Genomic DNA, 17,804 nt, shown 5'->3' on the forward strand with positions numbered 1-17,804 from the left:
CCGGCTAAGATGCCGGAAAGGGGGAATGAGAATGTACCAGCTCTACACGCGCGCCGGCAGCGGCGGTTTTGCGGTCGAAGCCGCGCTGGAACTGGCGGGGGCACCGTTCGAACGCACCAATGTCGTCAAGGGCGTCGATCCCGACACGCGGTTCCGCGAGATCAGTCCGCTCGGCCAGGTGCCGGCGCTGGTGCTGCCGGAAGGCGGAGCGATGACCGAGTCGGCAGCGATGTGCCAACTGATCGCCGAGCGTTACCCGGCATCGGGACTGGCGCCAGCAGCCGATGCACCCGACCGGCCTGACTTCCTGCGCTGGATGACGTTCATGACTTCGGTGATGTATCCAGCGCTGCTGCGCATCTATTACGCGCCGCGCTACACGGCCGATCCCGACGGCATCGAGGCGGTGAAGGCGGCGGCGCTGGCCGAGGTCGATCGCGGCTTCGGCATCGTCGACCAGGCGCTGGAAGGCAAGCTGTGGCTGGCAGGCGAGCGCATGTCGATCGCCGACATCTATCTGCTGATGCTGGTGTGCTGGCATCCCGAGCCGCGCAAGGCGGAGGGGGCATGGCCCGAAATCGCCCGCGTCTCGGCCATGCTGCGCGATGTGCCGGTGATCAAGGACCTGAACGTCCAGCACGAGATGTGGTGAGACAGCGATCCGAAGGCCCGTCGGGCTTTCGGACTGACGCGCCAAGGCGCTGCCGCTGGCCGGAATTGGAGTTCCGGCAGGCGGCGGTGCAGCGATGTGGGGGCGTGGACGCCGGACTTTCGCCGCGGCAGGGTTCAAGGTGTGCAGCGTCTTTGCGCGTCCGATTGGACGCGCGGTGCCGCAAGACCTTTAAAGGCGGGTGGACAAAGCGCGGCGTTCGCCGCGCAGCGTGGTGCTACGGTGGTCGGTTGTCGGCCGCGATTTGCGGCTTTCGTGGCGCGAGGTGACGGTCATAATCAGTGGATCGTCACGCGGGTATGAAGCTGGTGCTCGCGACGGGCACAAGCCGGGCCCGGGCCGCGCATGTAGTGGCGCTCGGGGCGATAGGTCGGGGCGATGAATTCGCGAAACGCCACAGCGGCGTGAGTGAGTTGGTTCCAGATAGCCATTGTTCTTATCCCTGTCCGCCCGGGGCTCGTCCCGAACGTGAAAGCGATCATAGCCGGCGGTTGTGAATCTTCGGTGAACGCGATGTTAATCTTCGTGTGAAAATGCGGCCGATCGCGGCTGAATAGTGTTTTTTTCTAGGCATTTAGGCCGGATCAGGCGGCATTGGTTAAGATGTGCCTTTTGGACCACACAAGTAACGGTGCATTGTCGCCGAACTGTCCACAGGTTTCGGCGCACGGTTACATCGACAGAGGTGGTTGACAGGCTACGGCGGCAGATCCGGCTTCAGGCGAGGAAGAGTTTCTCGAAGGCCTTGCGTCCGGGCGGGGTGAATTCGACGACGCGGCTGCCGGCAGGGCGGCGCGCCCATTTCTCTGCAAGAATCTTGTCGAGGATGGCGGTGCCGAGCGAGCCTGCCAGGTGCGAACGCCTGACGCTCCAGTCGAGGCAGGCGCGGCACATCGGCCGGCGCGATCGGCCGAGGCCTGAGGTATCGATGCCGATGGCGGCGAAGAAGCCCGGGCCGGCCGGCCCGAGCCGGGTTTCCTCGCCATTGCGGACGATGATCTCGTCGACCAGGAAACGGTCGAACATCGCCACCGCATGGTCGCCGGCAAGGTGGTCGTAGCAGACGCGGGCCTCGCGCATCGACTTGTCGCGCGGGCCAGGACGCGCACGCTTCGGTCCGGAATGGGCGGCGACGCCGCTGATCGCCTCGATCATGTTGGCGACCTCGGTGCCTGACAGCGCGTAGTAGCGATGCCGGCCCTGGCTTGCCACCGTCAGCAGCTTGCCGTCCATCAGCTTGGCGAGATGCGAACTGGCCGTGGGCAGCGAAACGCCGGCTTCGAGCGCCAGTTCGCTCGCCGTCAGCGCACCGCCATCCATCAGAGCGGTCAGCATGTTGGCGCGCGCCGGATCGCCGACCAGGCTGGCGATGCGGGCGATGTCGGGACCTTCCTTCATAGCACGGCTACCTCCATGGTTCGATGCTAGTCGAAGCATTCTCGTCAGGCAAGGCGTAGTCTCCGGCCAGACAAAGGAGTTCGCCATGCCGACGAAAACCGAATTCGCCACCGCACCGAAGCGTCTGCCGCTCGGCGTCTTCGGCCGGGTGCTTACGTTTCTCTGCCGCGGCTACGACCGGCATCTGCAACGGCTCGACCTTTCCGAGTTGACCGACGACCAGCTCGACGACATCGGCCTTTGCCGCCGCGACGTGACGCATGAAGTCGCAAAACCATTCTGGCGCTAGCACGTCTTTTCGACCCGACGCTTCGATACCGATCGAAGCGTTGCCAACATTTCCGGAGACCAAGATGACCATCACCTGCTTCATCCGCTATCAGATCGAACCGTTCGGCAAGGCGGCGTTCGAAGAGTATGCCCGCAACTGGGGCCAGGCGATCCCGCGCTGCGGCGCCGACCTGATCGGCTATTTCGCGCCGCATGAGGGCTCGGCGACAACGGCCTATGGTGTGTACAACATCGACAGCTTGGCGGCCTATGAGGCCTACCGGGCAAGGCTGGCGGCGGACCCGTTGGGTCGCGAGAATTACGAGTTCGCGCGGCGGGAGAAATTCATCCTCAGGGAGGATCGCGTGTTCCTGAAGCTGGCCTCGGGACCGCATGCGGCCTTGCATGACCCCGAAAAGCTGCAGACTTTTCGGACGGGGATCATGCAGCAACAGGAAAGCGTGAAGCCATGATCGCCGTGATCTTCGAAGTGGAACCGGCGGAAGGACAGCGTGATGCCTATCTCGGCATCGCCGCAGACCTCCGGCCGCTGCTCGATGGCATCGACGGCTTTCTTTCCATCGAGCGCTTCCAGAGCCTCGCCTACCCCGGCCACCTGCTGTCGTTGTCGTTCTGGCGCGACGAGGAGGCGGTTAAGGCATGGCGCACGACCGAAGAGCATCGCCAGGCGCAGAGCGCCGGGCGCGGCGGGGTGTTTGCGAGTTACCGGCTGCGAATTGCGCATGTGGTGCGGGATTATGGGCTCACCGAGCGGGCGGAGGCGCCTGCAGACAGCAGGGTTGCGCATGGATAGGTCGCGTTCCTTTGCGCCCCTCTCTGCCCTGCCGGGCATCTCTCCCTCAACGGCGAGATCATGCCGCCATTGACTTCGCGACAATCACCAACGTGGCAAAGCCCATGACCTTGCAGGTCAAATGCCACCGGCGATGAACCCCATCTCCCCCTCGAGGGGGAGATGGCCGGCAGCCCAGACGGCGATGCCGTGCCCGCTAAGCGTTGCCGATCAGCACGCCAGCGGCAAAGACCAATGCGCCGCCGAGCACGACCTGGAAGGCGGCGCGGAGGAAGGGGGTTTCCATGAACCGGTTCTGGATGAAGGCGATGGCCCAGAGTTCGAAGAACACGACGATTGCCGCCACCGTGGTGGCGGTCCAGAAATGCGGGATGAGATAGGGCAACGCGTGGCCGAGACCGCCGACTGCGGTCATGATGCCCGACGCCAGGCCGCGCTTGAGCGGAGAGCCGCGTCCCGACAGCTTGCCGTCGTCATGGGCGGCTTCGGTGAAGCCCATCGAGATGCCGGCGCCGACAGAGGCGGACAAGCCGATGAGGAAGGTCTGCCAAGTGTCCTGGGTGGCGAAGGCGGCGGCGAAGATCGGCGCCAGCGTCGACACCGAGCCGTCCATCAGGCCGGCGAGGCCCGGCTGGACATAGGTCAGGATGAACTGGCGGCGCTCGCCCGCCCTCTCCTCGTCCTTGACGTTCTCGGGCACGAGCTTGTCCCCCAGCCGCTGGGCGAGCGACTCGTGGCCCTGCTCGGCGGCAGCAAGGTCACCGAGCAGCTTGCGGGTCGAGGCATCGCTCGTGCGCTTCATCGCCTCGACATAGAAGCGATAGGCCTGACGCTCCATCTCCTCGGCCTGGTCGCGGACCTTGTCGATGCCGAGCGGACGCACGAGCCAGTCGGGCTTGCGCTCGTAATAGCCGCGGACATGCTCGCGCCGGATCAGCGGGATGCGCTCGCCGAAGCGGGCGCGGTGCAGTTCGATGAGGGCGGCGCGGTGGCCGTCCTCCTCCTCGGCCATGGCGTCGAACACCTTGGCCGATTGCGCAAACTCGTCGCGCAGGCCATCGGCATAGGCGCGGTAGATGCGGGCATCGTCTTCTTCCGAGGAAATGGCGAGCGCGAGGATCTCCTGTTCGGACAGGGACTCGAAGGCGCGGCGGCCGAAGCCGAAGACACGGGAGAGCATGCTGATTCCTCAGTTTAGAATAATTCTAAACTAGAAGCTGAGGATGGCGCGGTCAACAAGCAGGAACGCCTTCCGCATTTTTTTGCCGCAGGCGCAGATATCGAGGATCGCCTTCCTTGTTATAGGGCAATGTTCGCCTATATTGCCTAACTTCACAGGATAGAGGCGATCATGACGGCAAAGCAGAAGACCCCGCAATTCGATACCAAGCCCGTGCTCGAGCTGATCGCCAGCATCGAAGCCGATCTGCAGCGCCTTAAGGACATGCTGCGGCAACCAACCGAGATGTTCGACCCGGCTAACCCACACAACAAGGGTGGCGACGGAAAACTGACTGAACAGGGCGTCGAATGCTGCTACCGCATGTTTGACGAGGGCAAGTCGCGCTACTCGGTGGCGCGGGCGATGAAGATCTCGTTCGCCGCGGCCACGCACCGCTTCAACGCCTGGCGCAAGGCCGGCGGCGAGAAGCGGATACGATCGCTGCTGGGGTGATCTCCGGGCGTGTTGTCTTCCCCTTTGCAGGAGCGTCATGCATCGTCTTCAGACGTGGCGCGTGCAGACGCCCGCCCCTGCACCCTTCCTGCAAAGCGCAAGGAGACGCGCGCAGCACCCCGTCTCCACGATCCCAGTAGCTTCGGATTCATCGGTCGAAACCCAACCAAGATCCGCTTTCCCCTCGCGGGGAGGATCAGGGTGTCTGACAGGCACCACGCAGGCAGCTCTATTTCCGTGCCTCGTTCCCCGACAACACCTGGGCCGCGCCGCCGAGGCCGTTGCGGAAGGCATCGTCGAAGCCGACGCCTGATGTGCTCCAATCCGTGGGCTGGCCGGCGATGTGCCATTCGGCGACCCAGCCGAGCGCCTTGTCGTTCCAGACGAGCGTGCCGACCAATGTCATGTCGCCACCGGCCGCACGAGCAAGGCTGGACATCGTCACGGGATCGGCTTTGGGCAGCTTGCCGATATCAGCATGGGCCGCGACCAGCGCCGCCTGGCTGGGGAGCACGAGTTCGAGCCCCTGCCTTTCGGCGGCGGCGGCAAGGGACGTGCGCATGTCCTGGTCCCGTGGAGCGACGGCATCGGCGGCGAGCAGGCTCTCGGCGCCCTTCATGTCGCGGATGCCGACCATAGCGACCAGGCGCGGGCGTTCGAGCCATGGCTTGCGTCCCAGCGTCGCCAGGAAGGCGTCGAGCTTTGCCTGGTCGAAGACACAGGTGAGGTCGTGCGGGCGGTCGTAGCTGCCCTGCTCGTCATGCATGGGCACGCCGGAAAGCCGGTCGCGGAAGGCGAAGGTTGAAATCAGCTCCCCTGCCCTGCCAGCCTCGATCGCCACCGCAGGTTCGGCCAGCACGCGCTGGTCGCCCGACACCTTGACCAGTATGTCGCGGAAGCAATTGCCGAAGCCCAAGGCGCGGCGCTCGGGTGCGGTGCCGCTGGTGACCGTGACGGTGGTGTAGAGATCGGAACTGGACGCCGCTGCGCCGCCAAATGAGACGGCGGCGACAAATGCTGCAGCAACCAGTGCCATTACCCTGCGCGACATCCTGCCAGCTCCCCTGGTATGCGTGAAGCCAAAGGGGCGGCATCCTGACGAATGCAACTCAACCGCTTCAGCTGCCATTTTTCAGCCGCATCCTGCGACGTCATGTTTCAGCCTGGCTGCCGAAGGTTCCAGCAGACCGGTCGCGGGTGCAAGAGCTCAGTCGAGCGTGCGGCGGAAGCGGAACAGGGCAAGGGCGGCAAAGACCACGACGAAGACACCGAGGATGGCGATCTCGCCGGCGACGGCGGGCAGTTCGGCGCCCTTGAGCATGACGGCGCGGATGATGCGCAGGAAATGCGTCAACGGCAGGATTTCGCCCAGCGCCTGGGCCCAGTCGGGCATGCCGCGATAGGGGAACATGAAACCCGAAAGCAGGATCGACGGCAGGAAGAAGAAGAAGGTGAGCTGCATCGCCTGCATCTGGGTGCGGGCGACCGTAGAGATGCTGTAGCCAAGCAGCACCAGCGCCATGACGAACACCAGGATGGCCGACAGGAGCAGTGCCAGCGAGCCGACGAAGGGGATGGCGAACATCAGCTTGGAGGCGACCAGCACGACCGTCACCTGGACCGCGCCGACCACGAGGTAGGGCAGCACCTTGCCGAGCATGATCTCAGCCGGGCTCGCCGGCATCGCCAAGAGGTTTTCCATCGTGCCACGCTCGGTCTCGCGCGTCAGCGCCATCGCCGTCATCATCACCATGGTCATCTGCAGGATGACGCCGAGCAGGCCGGGCACGATGTTGTATTGCGAGATGCCCTCGGGATTGTAGCGGCGATGGACGACGACCTGGAGCTGGCTCTTGGCCTGCTCGGCAGCGGCCGCCTGCATACCCTGGGCCCTGAGCAGCGCCTGGCTGGCGACCGTGCCGAGCGTCGACACCGCGCCTGAGGACGCGGAGGGATCGGTGGCATCGGCCTCGATGAGGATCTGCGGCTGGTTGCCGGAAACCACCCGCCGGCCGAAATCGGCGGGGATGGTGACGACGAAGGCGACCGCGCCGCTGGCCATCAGTTCCTCGGCCTCGGCGGCAGTCTTTGCCACATAGTCGAAACGGTAATAGTCGGTGTTCTGCAGCGAGGCGACGATGGCGCGGGTGTACTGGTCGTTGCTCATCGTCAACAGCGCGGCGGGCAGACTCTTGGGGTCGCTGTTGATGGCGAAGCCAAACAGCACCAGCTGCACCAGTGGCACGCCGAGCATCATGGCGAAGGTGATGCGGTCGCGCCGCATCTGGATGAACTCCTTGGCCAGGAGCGCACCGAGGCGGGCAAAGGAGAACAGGCCATTGGCGATGCTCTTCATGACATGTTGTCCTTCGAGCCGGCCATGAACTGGATGAAGACATCCTCCAGGCTGGTCTCGCCCGGCTCGACTTTGATGTCTTCGCGGCCCGCGAGATCGGCGAGCGAAGCTTCCAGCGCGGCCCTGTCAGAGCCGACGACATGGAGCGTGTTGCCGAAGGGCGCGACCTGATCGACGCCCGGCCGGCCCTCGAGTTCTGCAGCTACCTGGTCAAGCCTTGCACCGGAGACGACGAAGGTGGTGAGGCCGGCATTGCGCACGACCTCGTCGACCGTGCCGGTTGCCAGGAGCTTGCCATAGGAGATGTAGCTGATGCGGTGGCAGCGCTCGGCCTCGTCCATATAGTGGGTGGAGACCAGCACGGTGAGACCGCCACGCGCCAGCTTGTGGATCTCGTCCCAGAACTCGCGTCGCGCCTTGGGATCGACGCCGGCGGTGGGCTCGTCGAGCAGCAGCAGCTTCGGCTCGTGCATGATGCAGGCGGCGAGCGCCAAACGCTGCTTCCAGCCGCCCGACAGCGTGCCGGCGAGCTGGTTACGGCGCGAGGTCAGCCCAAGCTCCTCCAGCGTGCGGGCGACATAGGTCTCGACCGGGCGGAGCTTGTAGAGCCGGGCGACGAATTCGAGATTTTCGCCGATCGTCAGGTCCTCATAGAACGAGAACTTCTGTGTCATGTAGCCGACTTCGCGCTTGATCTTCAGCCCTTCGTTGCGCAGGTCGTAGCCAAGCACCTGCCCCTCGCCCTCGTCGGGAGTGAGCAGGCCGCACATCATACGGATGGTGGTGGTCTTGCCCGAGCCGTTGGGGCCGAGGAAGCCGACGATCTCGCCTTCGGCGACCGACATCGTGACATGGTCGACGACGGCGCGGCCGCCATAGCGCTTGACGAGATTCTTGACGTCGATGGCGTTCATTGGATGCTGCCTCTGGCAGCGGGCGAATAGGGAATAGCGAATAGTGAGTAGAGAATGATTGCCATGACCTGTTCCGACCTAGACCCGCCCTATTCGCTACTCACTATTCGCTATTCGCTCTTTTCCAACGCCACATCCACGATCTGCCCCGGCTGCAGCACCGACACGGGATCCACCGGCCGTGCCTCGACGAGGTAGACGAGCTTCTGGCGGTTCTCGAGCGAATAGATGACGGGCGGGGTGAATTCGGGATCGGGCGAGACATAGCTGACGCGTGCCTTGAGATCTGGAGCGCAGCCGTCACAATTGACGCTGAGCAGCGAGCCGATCCTGACCGACGAGAAATCGGCCTCGGGCACATAGACCGTCAGCTTGACCGCACCGTCGGGCAACATCGACAGTACAGGGGCCGACGGGCCGGCGAGATCGCCGGGGTTGCGGATGACGTCGGTGATGCGGCCAGGCGCCGGCGCGGCGATGGTGCGCTGCGAGCGGCGCCACTGGGCCTGGCCAAGCTGATGTTCGGCGACCTTGACGGCATTCTCGGCCGCTTTGATGGCTTCGGGGCGCGCCGGCAGCTTGCCGACGGCAAGATTGGCCGATGCCTGGCCGATGGCTGCCTGGGCGAGCTCGAGCTGGGTGGTGGCATCGTCGAGCTGGGCCTGAGTGGCGACGCCTCTCTTGGTGAGGTCCTGGGTGCGGGTCAGCGTGCGCTGAGCCTCGTCGGCCTGGGCCTGGGCCGAGCGCAGCGTCGCCTCGAGCACGGCGATTTCTTCCGGGCGCTTGCCGATCCCGAGGTCGGCGAGCTGGGCCTGCGCCTGGGCCAGGGCGGCTTCCGCCTGGGCAACGGCGATGTCGGTGTCGGCGGCTTCCATCATCGCCACCGGCTTGCCGGCCTCGACGCGGTCACCGCGGCGGACGGCGATGGAGTTGACCTGCGCCACCTCGATGGGAGCGAGCAGTACATAATCGCCCTCGACATAACCAACGGCGAGCGGCGCGGGCCCCGCGCACGCGGAAAACAGCGAGGCGGCGAACGGGATGGAACAGAGGATGCTCATGGCTTTCCTGCCTTCCGCGCGGCGATGATGGCCGCGACGTTTTCCTTGGCGATGGCGATGACTTTGGCCGCTTCGGCCGGGCCGATGTCGGGCCATCCCATGCGCCTGACGACGGCGGCGCGGGCGATGCGGAAATAAACGACCTGGCCGATCATCATGAAGACGGTGATGCGGGTGTGCTCGCTTTCGGCCGTCTCGCCAGTCGAGGCGGCCCACAGCCGGCACAGGCGCCTGTGCACCGGCTCGAACACGCCGGAATAAATGCGGTCGAGCGCATCGGTCGGCGTCGACAGTTCACGCAGCACGAACTGGACGATCTCGCCAGCCTCGGGACGGGCGATCATGAAACCGGCCATGCGCTCGACAGCGGCCTCTATCTGCGCCTCAGCCTCGGCGGGGCTGGCGGGATCGGGCTGACTGAGCGTGGTGCTGCCCAGAGCCTGGGCGGCGACTGCCTGAATGGTGTCGACGATGTAGTCGACGGCTGCCAGCCTGAGGCCTTCCTTGCTGCCGAAATGATAGGCGATGGAGCCGATGTTGGCATTAGCCGCGGCCGCGATCTGGCGCGTCGAGGTGCCGTCGAAGCCCTGGCGTCCGAACAGGCTGAGCGCCGCCATGACCAGGGACGTGCGGGTGGCGTCGGCGGCGGAGACCGCCTGCTGGGCGACGTTGCGCGGCTTGTTCATGCCATTATTTTTAATCAATCGATTGATTAATGTCAAGATCAGTGTTGCGTCGCGCCCCGCCACACGCTTTACTGCCGCCCATGGCCAAGGAGATCGAACGCAAGTTTCTGGTAAATGGACCGGAGTGGCGCACCCTTGTGTCGGACAAGCTCGAAATCCGGCAGTTCTATCTGGCGTCGCACAGCGGCCGCAGCGTGCGCGTGCGCGTCACCGACGGAGTCAAGGCCAAGCTGACGCTGAAATTCGGCGAGCAAGGCCGCGAGCGCGACGAGTTCGAATATCCGATCCCGCTGTCGGACGCGGCAACGATGGAAGAATTCGCCATCGGCAATGTCATCGAGAAGACACGCCATCATGTTAGCCACCGGGGCCATCTCTACGAGGTCGATGTTTTCCATGGCGCGTTGTCGGGGCTGATCATCGTCGAGCTGGAGACGCCGGAACAGGTTCCGGCCGCCATGCTGCCCGGCTGGCTCGGCCGCGAGGTCACCGGCGAGGCGGAATACTACAACTCGTCGCTGGCGCTTGGCGACGTCCCGGAGGCGGTTGCATGAGCTTTCGCATCGATCCGCGCGCACCTCTCACAGTCGAGGTTCGGCGTATCGCGCATGAAGAGCTCGACAAGATCGCCGCCTATCTCGACGCCGCCCGCGACGACCCCGACAAGGCTTTGCACAAGGCGCGACGCCGGCTGAAGAACCTCAGGGCGCTGCTGCATCTGGTGCGCCCAGGGGCGGAGGCTTTCTGCCGAGGCGAGAACGACCGTTATCGCGACATCGCGCGCTCGATTGCCGGTCCGCGCCAGGCCAGCGCGCTGATCGAGACCGTCGACAGGCTGGCCGACGATTTTCCGGAGGAGGCGAAAGCAGCCGGGCTTGGCGCGATCAGGCTTTCGCTGGTGCGTCACCGGGCAGAAACGACCTATGGCGAGGCAGGGCTTGCCGCCACCCTCGACGCCGCCCTTTCGGAATGCACGGTGGGCCGGATCGCGCTTGAGACGCTCACCTTGCCCGACAGCCCCGAAGCTGCCGCCGACGTGCTGGCCGAGGGCGCGCTCGGCACGCTGCGCCGCGCCCGCAGAGGGCTTGAGCAGGCGCGCGAACGCGGCGAGGCCGAGGACTTCCATGAGCTGCGCAAGGCGGTGAAGACCCATGGCGCGCATCTGTCGTTGCTGCGCAAGCTGTGGCCATCGCCGGTCAAGCCGCGGCGTGAGCGCATCGACATGCTCGGCGAGAGCCTTGGCGAGTTGCACGACATCTTCGTGATGCGAGCACTGATCGAGGCGCATGAGGCACCGTTTGACGAAGCACCCGAGCAGAAGTCGCTGATGAAGGTCCTGAAGCGCTCGGAAAAGGTGCTGCGCAAGCTTTGCCTTACCAGTGCGGAAGACCTGTTCGAGGAGAAGCCGAGGCGCGTGGCGCGGCGGCTTGCCCACAAGGCCCGCGACGGATTGGCGGAGGCTGCAGCCGACGGCAAGGCGGAGCCCTCGACGGGAAAATAGCCGGCTCAAGAAGAGCCGTCGACGCTGCTGGCCTCGCCGGCCTGCCCCGTGCTACGTCCTTCGCTCATGACGCAGAAGACGGACACATTGCTCGACCGGCTCGGGCGCCGGGTGGCGGCGCTGCTGCAGGCCGAATCCTCCGGCTACCAGCCCTACACGCCATCCGATCCCGAGACGCTGCGGCGGACACTGCAGCCTGGCGACATCCTGTTGGTCGAAGGCAACCAGCACATCTCAGCGGTCATCAAGTACCTGACCCAGTCGACATGGTCTCATTCAGCGCTTTATGTCGGCGATGCGCTGCCCGAGCCCGCCGACGGCTCTGAGCGGCCGCGACTGATCGAAGTCAATCTCGGAGAAGGCTGCGTTGCGGTGCCGCTGTCCAAGTACCGCACCTACAACACCCGCATCTGCCGGGCCAACGGCCTGTCGCCGGAAGACCGCCAGAAGGTGGTCGACTTCATGCTGGCCCGGCTCGGGCTGAAATACGACATGAAGAACATCTTCGACATGCTGCGCTATTTCATGCCCGCGCCACCGGTGCCGGTGCGCTGGCGGCGCCGGATGCTGGCCTTCGGCTCGGGCGACCCGACACGCGCCATCTGCTCGACGATGATCGCCGAAGCCTATGGCGAGATCCGCTATCCGATCCTGCCCGAGATCACGCGTGCGCCCGGCCGGGCGTCGGCCCAGTCGAACTACATGCGGCGCGAGATCATGCACATCCGCCACCATTCGCTCTACACGCCGCGCGACTTCGACCTGTCGCCCTATTTCAGGATCGTCAAGCCGACGCTGGAATATGGCTTCGACTACCGCCAGATCACCTGGGGCGAGGAGGCAAAGAGCGGCGGCGACGGGGAAAAGACCGGAAGCGCCTGAACCTCAGGCCTGCGAAAAATCCTCATCGAGGCGCTTTTCGAGATCGACTAAGTCCTTGGGCAGCGGCAGGCCTTGCGCGCGCAGTTCGGCGAGCTTTTCGCGGATCTGTTCCTGAAGCTCGTGGGCGTCCTCGGGCTGGTTGACCATCTCCTGAAACAGGACCGCGATCTGGGCCTTGATCTGTTCGAGCGCCATCTGGGCCTCCCTTGGAACGCCGTTTGCCCAACCCTGTCGAGAGTGCGCAGAGCACTTTCCGAAACCTGCGGCGGTCTGGCTCGGCGCGGACTGGGCAGTCAGCGCAGCATGCGCGAAATCAGCTGCGCCGTATAGTCGACCATCGGCACGATGCGGGCATAGTTGAGCCGGGTCGGGCCGATGACGCCGAGCGCGCCGACGACGCGGGCATCCTTGTCGCGATAGGGCGCGACGACAAGCGATGAGCCCGACAGCGAAAACAGCCGGTTCTCCGAGCCGATGAAGATGCGCACGCCCGAGCCTTCCTCGGCGAGGTCGAGCAACTGGATCAGCCCGTCCTGGGTTTCCATGTCCTCGAACAGGTGCTTGAGAAGTTCGATGTCGGCCTGGGCAGTGACGTTTTCGAGCAGGTTGGCGCGGCCACGCACGATTAGGCGCGCCGGCAGACCGCTCTCGGCGCCGGCCCAGACGGCGAGGCCCTTTTCGACCAGCTGCTGCGACAGCGTGTCGAGCGCCGCCTTGGTCTCGTCCTTGATGCGGGCAATCTCGAGCCGCGCCTCGGCGAGGGTGCGGCCGCGGATATGGGCATTGAGAAAGTTAGACGCCTCATGCAACTGGGAGACGGTGACGCCGAGCGGCAGCTCGACGACGCGGTTTTCGACATCGCCATTCTGCGAGACGAGCACGGCAAGCGCCTTGGTGGGTTCGAGCTGGATAAACTCGATGTGCTTGAGGGCGACCTCGTTCTTGGTGGCGAGCACGAGGCCGGCGCCGCGCGACATGCCCGACAGCATCTGGCTGGCTTCGGTCAGCATATGTTCGAGCGTGGCGCCCTCGCCCGAGGCCTTGACCTGGGCATCGATGGTGCGGCGCTCCTCGTCGGAGAGATCGCCAAGCTCCATGAAGGCGTCGACGAAGAACCGGAGCCCCTTCTGCGTCGGCAGGCGCCCGGCGGAGATGTGCGGCGCGTAGACGAGACCGAGATGTTCGAGGTCGCTCATGACGTTGCGCACGGTGGCCGGCGACAGCGACGAGGGCAGCATGCGCGACAGGTTGCGAGAGCCGACGGGTTCGCCGTCGCGCAGATAGGAATCGACGATGCGCCGGAAGATGTCGCGCGAGCGCATGTCGAGGGATTGCAGGCTGGGGTCGGTAACCGCTTTGGTCATGTCTGTTCGTGGTCTCCGCCTCAAATGATATAGACAGCGCCGGGCCGAACACAACCGCCTGGGCGCTGCGACCCGTTTTCCTTTGCGCTGCACCCGGCATGGGGCTACAAGCCGGCAACGTTTACGATTTTCCCTGGAAAGAACCCGAATGCGCCCCTCAAAACGCCAGTTCGACGAAATGCGCGCCGTTTCCTTCGAGCGCAACATCTCCAAGCACGCCGAAGGCTCGTGCCTCGTCAAGTTCGGCGACACCCATGTGCTGTGCACGGCAAGCCTTGAAGAGAAGGTGCCGGGCTGGATGCGCAACACCGGCAAGGGCTGGGTGACGGCCGAATACGGCATGCTGCCGCGCTCGACCGGCGACCGCATGCGCCGCGAGGCCTCCTCTGGCAAGCAGGGCGGCCGCACGCTGGAGATCCAGCGCCTGATCGGACGCTCCTTGCGCGCCGTCGTCGACATGCAGGCGCTGGGCGAACAGCAGATCACCGTCGACTGCGACGTGCTGCAGGCCGACGGCGGCACCCGCACTGCCTCGATCACCGGCGCTTGGATCGCCCTGCACGACTGCCTGCGCTGGATGGAAGCGCGCCAGATGGTGAAGGTCGACAAGGTGCTGAAGGACCATGTCGCCGCCATTTCCTGCGGTATCCATGACGGCCAGCCGGTCATCGATCTCGACTATCTCGAGGATTCGTCTGCCGGCACCGACGCCAATTTCGTCATGACCGGCAAGGGCGGCATCGTCGAGATCCAGGGCACCGCCGAAGGCACGCCGTTCTCCGAGGAAGAATTCCTGCAGCTGATGGGCCTCGCCCGCAAGGGCATTGCACGGCTGGTCGACCTGCAGCAGATGGCGGTGGCGTAAGCCGCCGCAAGGTTGGTCATGCTCGCGCTGTGGTAGCTGTTCCGGAGGCGTTCTAGATGCAACCCTCGGCCATCCTCGAATCCGCCCTCTACGTTTGCGACCTCGATGCTGCGGAGAGATTCTATGGCGAGGTGATGGGGCTGGAGCGGATCGCCAAAGTGGAGGAGCGGCATGTGTTCTTCCGCTGCGGCCAGGGCGTGCTGTTGCTGTTTTACGCCGAGGCGACGCGGCAAGCGCCGAAGCCGGGCGCAAGGCTGCCGGTGCCGCCGCATGGCGGGTCGGGTCAGGGGCATCTGTGTTTTGCCGGCACTGCAGCCGAGATCGATGACTGGAAAGTCCGGCTCGAAGGCCAAGGCATTGTCATCGAAGCCGATTTTGAGTGGCCGAACGGCGGCCGCTCCATCTATTTCCGCGATCCCTCGGGCAATTCGCTTGAAATCGCCGAGCCGAGGATATGGGGTATCTGATGCGTGAACTCGCCGACAAGAAGATCGTGATCGCCAGCCACAATGCCGGCAAGCTGCGCGAATTCGCCGACCTGATGGCGCCGTTCGGTTTCGAGGCTAAGTCGGCCAAGGAATACGGCCTGCCCGAGCCCGACGAGACCGGCACGACCTTCGAGCAGAACGCCTACATCAAGGCACTGGCTGCAGCACAGGCGACCGACCTGCCGGCACTGTCGGATGATTCCGGCCTCGTGGTCGACGCGCTCGACGGCGCACCCGGCGTCTACACCGCCAACTGGGCCGAGAAGGAAGACGGGACGCGCGACTTCGCCATGGCGATGCAGCGCACCGAGGACGCCATGCAGGAACGCGGCGCAAGCTCGCCGGACCAGCGCAGCGGCCGCTTCGTCGCCGTCATCTGCCTGGCCTGGCCCGACGGGCACGCCGAATATTTCCGCGGCGAGGCCGAAGGCAAGCTGGTGTGGCCGCCGCGCGGTGAAAAGGGTTTTGGGTACGACCCGGTGTTCATGCCCGAAGGCTTCGACAAGACCTTCGGCGAGATGAGCGCCGACGAAAAGCACGGCTGGAAGCCGGGCCAGGCCGATGCCCTGTCGCACCGGGCGCGCGCCTTCCAGAAGTTTGCGCGCGCCAAGCTTGGTTCGGCCTGAGGAATGTCGTTGGAACGCAAGCGCCGCCCCGCATCCCTCTGCCGGGATCTTCTCCCCGTAAACGGGGCGAAGGAGGCTGGCCGCGACGCCGTAGCTTCGTCCTTCTCCCCGATCGCCGGGCCCCAAAGGACGAGGCGAGACCCGAGAGCCGCCCCCGTGTGGCGGCGGCCGAATGAGGGGCAGCGCCAGTCTTCGAGGGCAGCCCTGTGACCTTCGACCGCTCCCCCGGCTTCGGCGTCTATGTGCATTGGCCGTTCTGCGCGGCCAAATGCCCTTATTGCGATTTCAATAGCCATGTCCGTCACCAGCCTGTCGACCAGGAGCGCTTTGCCCGCGCCTTTGCGACCGAGCTTGCGACGATGCGCGCCCGCACCGGACCGCGCGAGGTGACGAGCGTGTTCCTCGGCGGCGGCACGCCGTCGCTGATGAAGCCGGAGACCGTCGGCGCGGTGCTGGAGGCGATTGCCGCCAACTGGACAATTGCAAACAACGCCGAGATCACGCTGGAGGCGAACCCCTCGTCGGTGGAGGCCGAGCGCTTCCGCGGCTATCGTTCGGCCGGCGTCAACCGAGTGTCGCTTGGCGTGCAGGCACTGAACGACGCCGACCTGCGTTTCCTCGGACGGCTGCACAATGTCGAAGAGGCGCTGCACGCCATCGGCCTTGCGCGTGAAATCTTCCCACGCCTGTCGTTCGACCTGATCTATGCCCGGCCGGGCCAGATACCCGATGCCTGGGCGGCGGAGCTGAAGCAGGCGATCGGCTATGCCGTCGACCACCTGTCGCTCTACCAGCTGACCATCGAGGAAGGCACGCGCTTCTTCCAGCTCTACAATGCCGGCAAGTTCCAGATACCCGACGGCGAGCACGCGGCTGAACTCTATGCGATCACGCAGGAGGTGACGGCGGCCAACGGCCTGCCGGCCTATGAGATTTCCAACCACGCCAGGCCGGGCGCCGAGAGCCGGCACAATTTGACCTACTGGCGCTACGGCGAATATGTCGGCGTCGGTCCCGGCGCGCATGGCCGCTTCGTCGAAGGTGGCAGGCGCATCGTCACCATTGCCGAGAAGATGCCGGAACGCTGGGCCGATCTGGTCGAAGAACGCGGCCACGGCGTCACCGGCGGCGAGACGCTGAACCGCTCGGAAGAGGCCGACGAGTTCCTGCTGATGGGGCTCAGGCTGGTCGAGGGCATCGACCTCGCCCGCTACGAGCAGCTTTCGGGCAAGTCGCTGTCATCGGCGCGACTGGCCATCCTGCAGGGCGAAGGACTGGTGGCGCCGATCGGCAATTCACGCCTGCGCGCCACGGCGGAAGGCATGATCGTGCTGGACGCGGTCGTAGCGGATCTGGCGCGGTAGGCGCAGGCTGCAGTGAAGAACGTTCTCTTCGTCTGCAGCCAGAACAAGTTGCGCAGCCCGACGGCCGAGCAGATATTTTCCGGTCGCCGCGACATCGAGGTCGAGTCAGCCGGCACCAACCACGACGCAGAGAACCCGCTGACTGCGGAGCTGGTTGCCTGGGCCGATATCATCTTTGTCATGGAAAAGGCCCACCGCGCCAAGCTGCAGCAAAAGTTCCGCAAGGCGCTTAAGGCGCGTGTCGTCTGCCTGGACATCCCCGACGACTACGCCTTCATGGCACCGGCGCTGGTCGGTCTGCTGGAAGAGCGGGTTTCAAAGCACCTGCACTGATCAGACCACCTGCTGCTTCATCGCAAAGACGTTGAGACCTTCGACGTCGTCTTCGATGCGTCGCCAGCCCATGGCTTCGTAGTAGCCTGAAAGATGAGGCTTGGCACAGAGGTAGACGGTGTCGTGGCCGGCGGTGAAGGCGGCTTGCGCCGTGGCAAGCGCAAGCGCGGTGCCCACTCCCATCTTGCGCGCTACCTCGTCCACCCAAAGAGCGGCAACCCAGGGTGAATACTGCGGCCGGGATTCGAGGTCGTTTTCGATCAGGTGGGCGGTGCCGAAGAATGTACTGCCGTCATGGGCGACGAGCGCCATGGGCAGGTCCGTGGAGGCAAAATTCTCGTTCACGAGACCCTGGATGAAGTCGAGTTCGTGGCCATCCGCGCGCCACCACGCATTCCAGATGCGGTCGGCGACGGGTTCGGCGAATTCGGGCCTGTCGCGAAGGTCGGAGATGGAATAATTCTTGTCCTTGATGTTCGCCATCGCGCCTGCTGCCGTGCTGGAATTTCAGAAATCTGGCGACCGATAAGGGGCGGG

23 protein-coding genes and 1 pseudogene are annotated in these 17,804 nt (G+C 64.9%); 13 read left to right on the forward strand and 11 right to left on the reverse strand.

The features are described 5' to 3' along the window. The first annotated feature begins 31 nt into the window (after positions 1-31). On the forward strand, positions 32-652 hold the full coding sequence (locus NDO48_RS20560; protein WP_018426157.1) for a glutathione S-transferase family protein: 621 nt from the start codon (positions 32-34) through the stop codon (positions 650-652). 296 nt (positions 653-948) lie between these two features. On the opposite strand, the gene NDO48_RS20565 is transcribed toward NDO48_RS20560, so the two are convergent. Both NDO48_RS20565 and NDO48_RS20570 read right to left on the reverse strand, forming a co-directional pair. Beyond that, entirely contained in the window at positions 949-1,101 is a 153-nt protein-coding gene (locus NDO48_RS20565; protein WP_085941109.1) for a hypothetical protein, read from the reverse strand. A 286-nt stretch (positions 1,102-1,387) separates the two neighbouring features. Then, on the reverse strand, positions 1,388-2,068 hold the full coding sequence (locus NDO48_RS20570) for an ArsR/SmtB family transcription factor (protein ID WP_018426154.1): 681 nt from the start codon (positions 2,066-2,068) through the stop codon (positions 1,388-1,390). An 85-nt stretch (positions 2,069-2,153) separates the two neighbouring features. Here NDO48_RS20570 and NDO48_RS20575 point away from each other — a divergent pair, with 85 nt between their 5' ends. The 3 genes and pseudogenes from NDO48_RS20575 to NDO48_RS20585 all read left to right on the forward strand — a co-directional run bounded on the left by NDO48_RS20575 (position 2,154) and on the right by NDO48_RS20585 (position 3,152). Beyond that, complete coding sequence (locus tag NDO48_RS20575) at positions 2,154-2,357, forward strand: DUF1127 domain-containing protein (RefSeq protein ID WP_018426153.1); 204 nt, start codon at positions 2,154-2,156, stop codon at positions 2,355-2,357. 64 nt (positions 2,358-2,421) lie between these two features. After that, positions 2,422-2,742, forward strand: a pseudogene (locus NDO48_RS20580) (NIPSNAP family protein); the annotation flags it as partial. A gap of 65 nt (positions 2,743-2,807) precedes the next feature. Further along, the gene (locus NDO48_RS20585) at positions 2,808-3,152 is read left to right on the forward strand and encodes an antibiotic biosynthesis monooxygenase family protein (protein WP_018426151.1); all 345 of its coding nucleotides are present in this window, start codon (positions 2,808-2,810) and stop codon (positions 3,150-3,152) included. A 196-nt stretch (positions 3,153-3,348) separates the two neighbouring features. On the opposite strand, the gene mbfA is transcribed toward NDO48_RS20585, so the two are convergent. After that, on the reverse strand, positions 3,349-4,332 hold the full coding sequence (gene mbfA, locus NDO48_RS20590) for an iron exporter MbfA (protein WP_018426150.1): 984 nt from the start codon (positions 4,330-4,332) through the stop codon (positions 3,349-3,351). Positions 4,333-4,503: 171 nt separating this feature from the next. Here mbfA and NDO48_RS20595 point away from each other — a divergent pair, with 171 nt between their 5' ends. Further along, entirely contained in the window at positions 4,504-4,827 is a 324-nt protein-coding gene (locus NDO48_RS20595; protein WP_267322269.1) for a hypothetical protein, read from the forward strand. Between the two features lie 229 nt (positions 4,828-5,056). On the opposite strand, the gene NDO48_RS20600 is transcribed toward NDO48_RS20595, so the two are convergent. The 5 genes from NDO48_RS20600 to NDO48_RS20620 form a co-directional block, all read right to left on the reverse strand. Further along, entirely contained in the window at positions 5,057-5,878 is an 822-nt protein-coding gene (locus NDO48_RS20600) for a DUF2066 domain-containing protein (protein ID WP_040455947.1), read from the reverse strand. Between the two features lie 156 nt (positions 5,879-6,034). Next, positions 6,035-7,183 (reverse strand): ABC transporter permease, encoded by a 1,149-nt coding sequence (locus NDO48_RS20605; protein WP_018426147.1) that lies wholly within the window; start codon positions 7,181-7,183, stop codon positions 6,035-6,037. After that, positions 7,180-8,097: an ABC transporter ATP-binding protein gene (locus tag NDO48_RS20610; RefSeq protein ID WP_018426146.1), complete on the reverse strand. Its 918-nt coding sequence runs from the start codon at positions 8,095-8,097 to the stop codon at positions 7,180-7,182. Before NDO48_RS20610 ends, NDO48_RS20605 begins: the two co-directional genes overlap by 4 nt. A 110-nt stretch (positions 8,098-8,207) precedes the next feature. Then, positions 8,208-9,158 carry an HlyD family secretion protein gene (locus NDO48_RS20615; RefSeq protein WP_018426145.1) on the reverse strand — a complete coding sequence of 317 codons (951 nt, stop codon included), beginning with the start codon at positions 9,156-9,158 and terminating at the stop codon, positions 8,208-8,210. Then, positions 9,155-9,844 carry a CerR family C-terminal domain-containing protein gene (locus tag NDO48_RS20620; RefSeq protein ID WP_018426144.1) on the reverse strand — a complete coding sequence of 230 codons (690 nt, stop codon included), beginning with the start codon at positions 9,842-9,844 and terminating at the stop codon, positions 9,155-9,157. The genes NDO48_RS20615 and NDO48_RS20620 overlap by 4 nt, the downstream gene beginning before the upstream one ends. Before the next feature lie 80 nt (positions 9,845-9,924). On the opposite strand from NDO48_RS20620, the gene NDO48_RS20625 reads away from it, so the two are divergent. From NDO48_RS20625 to NDO48_RS20635, 3 genes are all read left to right on the forward strand, one after another. Continuing rightward, a complete protein-coding gene (locus NDO48_RS20625) occupies positions 9,925-10,398 on the forward strand; it encodes a CYTH domain-containing protein (RefSeq protein ID WP_018426143.1) in 474 nt (157 codons plus the stop codon). Continuing rightward, positions 10,395-11,345: a CHAD domain-containing protein gene (locus NDO48_RS20630; RefSeq protein ID WP_267322270.1), complete on the forward strand. Its 951-nt coding sequence runs from the start codon at positions 10,395-10,397 to the stop codon at positions 11,343-11,345. The genes NDO48_RS20625 and NDO48_RS20630 overlap by 4 nt, the downstream gene beginning before the upstream one ends. A 66-nt stretch (positions 11,346-11,411) precedes the next feature. Next, positions 11,412-12,227 carry a YiiX/YebB-like N1pC/P60 family cysteine hydrolase gene (locus tag NDO48_RS20635; protein ID WP_018426141.1) on the forward strand — a complete coding sequence of 272 codons (816 nt, stop codon included), beginning with the start codon at positions 11,412-11,414 and terminating at the stop codon, positions 12,225-12,227. Between the two features lie 3 nt (positions 12,228-12,230). Here NDO48_RS20635 and NDO48_RS20640 read toward each other — a convergent pair whose 3' ends face one another. After that, on the reverse strand, positions 12,231-12,422 hold the full coding sequence (locus tag NDO48_RS20640; RefSeq protein ID WP_018426140.1) for a hypothetical protein: 192 nt from the start codon (positions 12,420-12,422) through the stop codon (positions 12,231-12,233). A 98-nt stretch (positions 12,423-12,520) separates the two neighbouring features. Continuing rightward, on the reverse strand, positions 12,521-13,591 hold the full coding sequence (gene hrcA / locus NDO48_RS20645) for a heat-inducible transcriptional repressor HrcA (RefSeq protein ID WP_018426139.1): 1,071 nt from the start codon (positions 13,589-13,591) through the stop codon (positions 12,521-12,523). 148 nt (positions 13,592-13,739) lie between these two features. Here hrcA and rph point away from each other — a divergent pair, with 148 nt between their 5' ends. The 5 genes from rph (at position 13,740) to NDO48_RS20670 (ending at position 17,267) form a co-directional block, all read left to right on the forward strand. Continuing rightward, the gene (rph, locus tag NDO48_RS20650) at positions 13,740-14,456 is read left to right on the forward strand and encodes a ribonuclease PH (protein WP_018426138.1); all 717 of its coding nucleotides are present in this window, start codon (positions 13,740-13,742) and stop codon (positions 14,454-14,456) included. Between the two features lie 56 nt (positions 14,457-14,512). Then, on the forward strand, positions 14,513-14,923 hold the full coding sequence (locus tag NDO48_RS20655) for a VOC family protein (RefSeq protein WP_018426137.1): 411 nt from the start codon (positions 14,513-14,515) through the stop codon (positions 14,921-14,923). Beyond that, positions 14,923-15,570: an RdgB/HAM1 family non-canonical purine NTP pyrophosphatase gene (gene rdgB / locus NDO48_RS20660; RefSeq protein WP_018426136.1), complete on the forward strand. Its 648-nt coding sequence runs from the start codon at positions 14,923-14,925 to the stop codon at positions 15,568-15,570. Before NDO48_RS20655 ends, rdgB begins: the two co-directional genes overlap by 1 nt. A gap of 206 nt (positions 15,571-15,776) precedes the next feature. Continuing rightward, positions 15,777-16,934 (forward strand): radical SAM family heme chaperone HemW, encoded by a 1,158-nt coding sequence (gene hemW, locus NDO48_RS20665; protein WP_018426135.1) that lies wholly within the window; start codon positions 15,777-15,779, stop codon positions 16,932-16,934. 12 nt (positions 16,935-16,946) lie between these two features. Beyond that, entirely contained in the window at positions 16,947-17,267 is a 321-nt protein-coding gene (locus NDO48_RS20670; RefSeq protein WP_018426134.1) for a low molecular weight protein tyrosine phosphatase family protein, read from the forward strand. Here the strand turns inward: NDO48_RS20670 and NDO48_RS20675 are convergent, their stop codons facing one another. Continuing rightward, complete coding sequence (locus tag NDO48_RS20675) at positions 17,268-17,750, reverse strand: GNAT family N-acetyltransferase (RefSeq protein ID WP_018426133.1); 483 nt, start codon at positions 17,748-17,750, stop codon at positions 17,268-17,270. It abuts the gene before it with no gap. Positions 17,751-17,804 lie beyond the last annotated feature (54 nt).

It is taken from the genome of Aminobacter sp. MET-1 (assembly GCF_026521175.1).
In the GTDB taxonomy this organism is placed as follows: Bacteria; Pseudomonadota; Alphaproteobacteria; order Rhizobiales; family Rhizobiaceae; genus Aminobacter.

Excerpts from the sequence above, each read along its gene's own strand:
- NDO48_RS20560 (WP_018426157.1), top strand. The coding sequence starts at position 32 with ATGTACCAGCTCTACACGCGCGCCGGCAGCGGCGGTTTTGCGGTCGAA.
- NDO48_RS20565 (WP_085941109.1), bottom strand. The coding sequence starts at position 1,101 with ATGGCTATCTGGAACCAACTCACTCACGCCGCTGTGGCGTTTCGCGAA.
- NDO48_RS20570 (WP_018426154.1), bottom strand. The coding sequence starts at position 2,068 with ATGAAGGAAGGTCCCGACATCGCCCGCATCGCCAGCCTGGTCGGCGAT.
- NDO48_RS20575 (WP_018426153.1), top strand. The coding sequence starts at position 2,154 with ATGCCGACGAAAACCGAATTCGCCACCGCACCGAAGCGTCTGCCGCTC.
- NDO48_RS20585 (WP_018426151.1), top strand. The coding sequence starts at position 2,808 with ATGATCGCCGTGATCTTCGAAGTGGAACCGGCGGAAGGACAGCGTGAT.
- mbfA (WP_018426150.1), bottom strand. The coding sequence starts at position 4,332 with ATGCTCTCCCGTGTCTTCGGCTTCGGCCGCCGCGCCTTCGAGTCCCTG.
- NDO48_RS20595 (WP_267322269.1), top strand. The coding sequence starts at position 4,504 with ATGACGGCAAAGCAGAAGACCCCGCAATTCGATACCAAGCCCGTGCTC.
- NDO48_RS20600 (WP_040455947.1), bottom strand. The coding sequence starts at position 5,878 with ATGTCGCGCAGGGTAATGGCACTGGTTGCTGCAGCATTTGTCGCCGCC.
- NDO48_RS20605 (WP_018426147.1), bottom strand. The coding sequence starts at position 7,183 with ATGAAGAGCATCGCCAATGGCCTGTTCTCCTTTGCCCGCCTCGGTGCG.
- NDO48_RS20610 (WP_018426146.1), bottom strand. The coding sequence starts at position 8,097 with ATGAACGCCATCGACGTCAAGAATCTCGTCAAGCGCTATGGCGGCCGC.
- NDO48_RS20615 (WP_018426145.1), bottom strand. The coding sequence starts at position 9,158 with ATGAGCATCCTCTGTTCCATCCCGTTCGCCGCCTCGCTGTTTTCCGCG.
- NDO48_RS20620 (WP_018426144.1), bottom strand. The coding sequence starts at position 9,844 with ATGAACAAGCCGCGCAACGTCGCCCAGCAGGCGGTCTCCGCCGCCGAC.
- NDO48_RS20625 (WP_018426143.1), top strand. The coding sequence starts at position 9,925 with ATGGCCAAGGAGATCGAACGCAAGTTTCTGGTAAATGGACCGGAGTGG.
- NDO48_RS20630 (WP_267322270.1), top strand. The coding sequence starts at position 10,395 with ATGAGCTTTCGCATCGATCCGCGCGCACCTCTCACAGTCGAGGTTCGG.
- NDO48_RS20635 (WP_018426141.1), top strand. The coding sequence starts at position 11,412 with ATGACGCAGAAGACGGACACATTGCTCGACCGGCTCGGGCGCCGGGTG.
- NDO48_RS20640 (WP_018426140.1), bottom strand. The coding sequence starts at position 12,422 with ATGGCGCTCGAACAGATCAAGGCCCAGATCGCGGTCCTGTTTCAGGAG.
- hrcA (WP_018426139.1), bottom strand. The coding sequence starts at position 13,591 with ATGACCAAAGCGGTTACCGACCCCAGCCTGCAATCCCTCGACATGCGC.
- rph (WP_018426138.1), top strand. The coding sequence starts at position 13,740 with ATGCGCCCCTCAAAACGCCAGTTCGACGAAATGCGCGCCGTTTCCTTC.
- NDO48_RS20655 (WP_018426137.1), top strand. The coding sequence starts at position 14,513 with ATGCAACCCTCGGCCATCCTCGAATCCGCCCTCTACGTTTGCGACCTC.
- rdgB (WP_018426136.1), top strand. The coding sequence starts at position 14,923 with ATGCGTGAACTCGCCGACAAGAAGATCGTGATCGCCAGCCACAATGCC.
- NDO48_RS20675 (WP_018426133.1), bottom strand. The coding sequence starts at position 17,750 with ATGGCGAACATCAAGGACAAGAATTATTCCATCTCCGACCTTCGCGAC.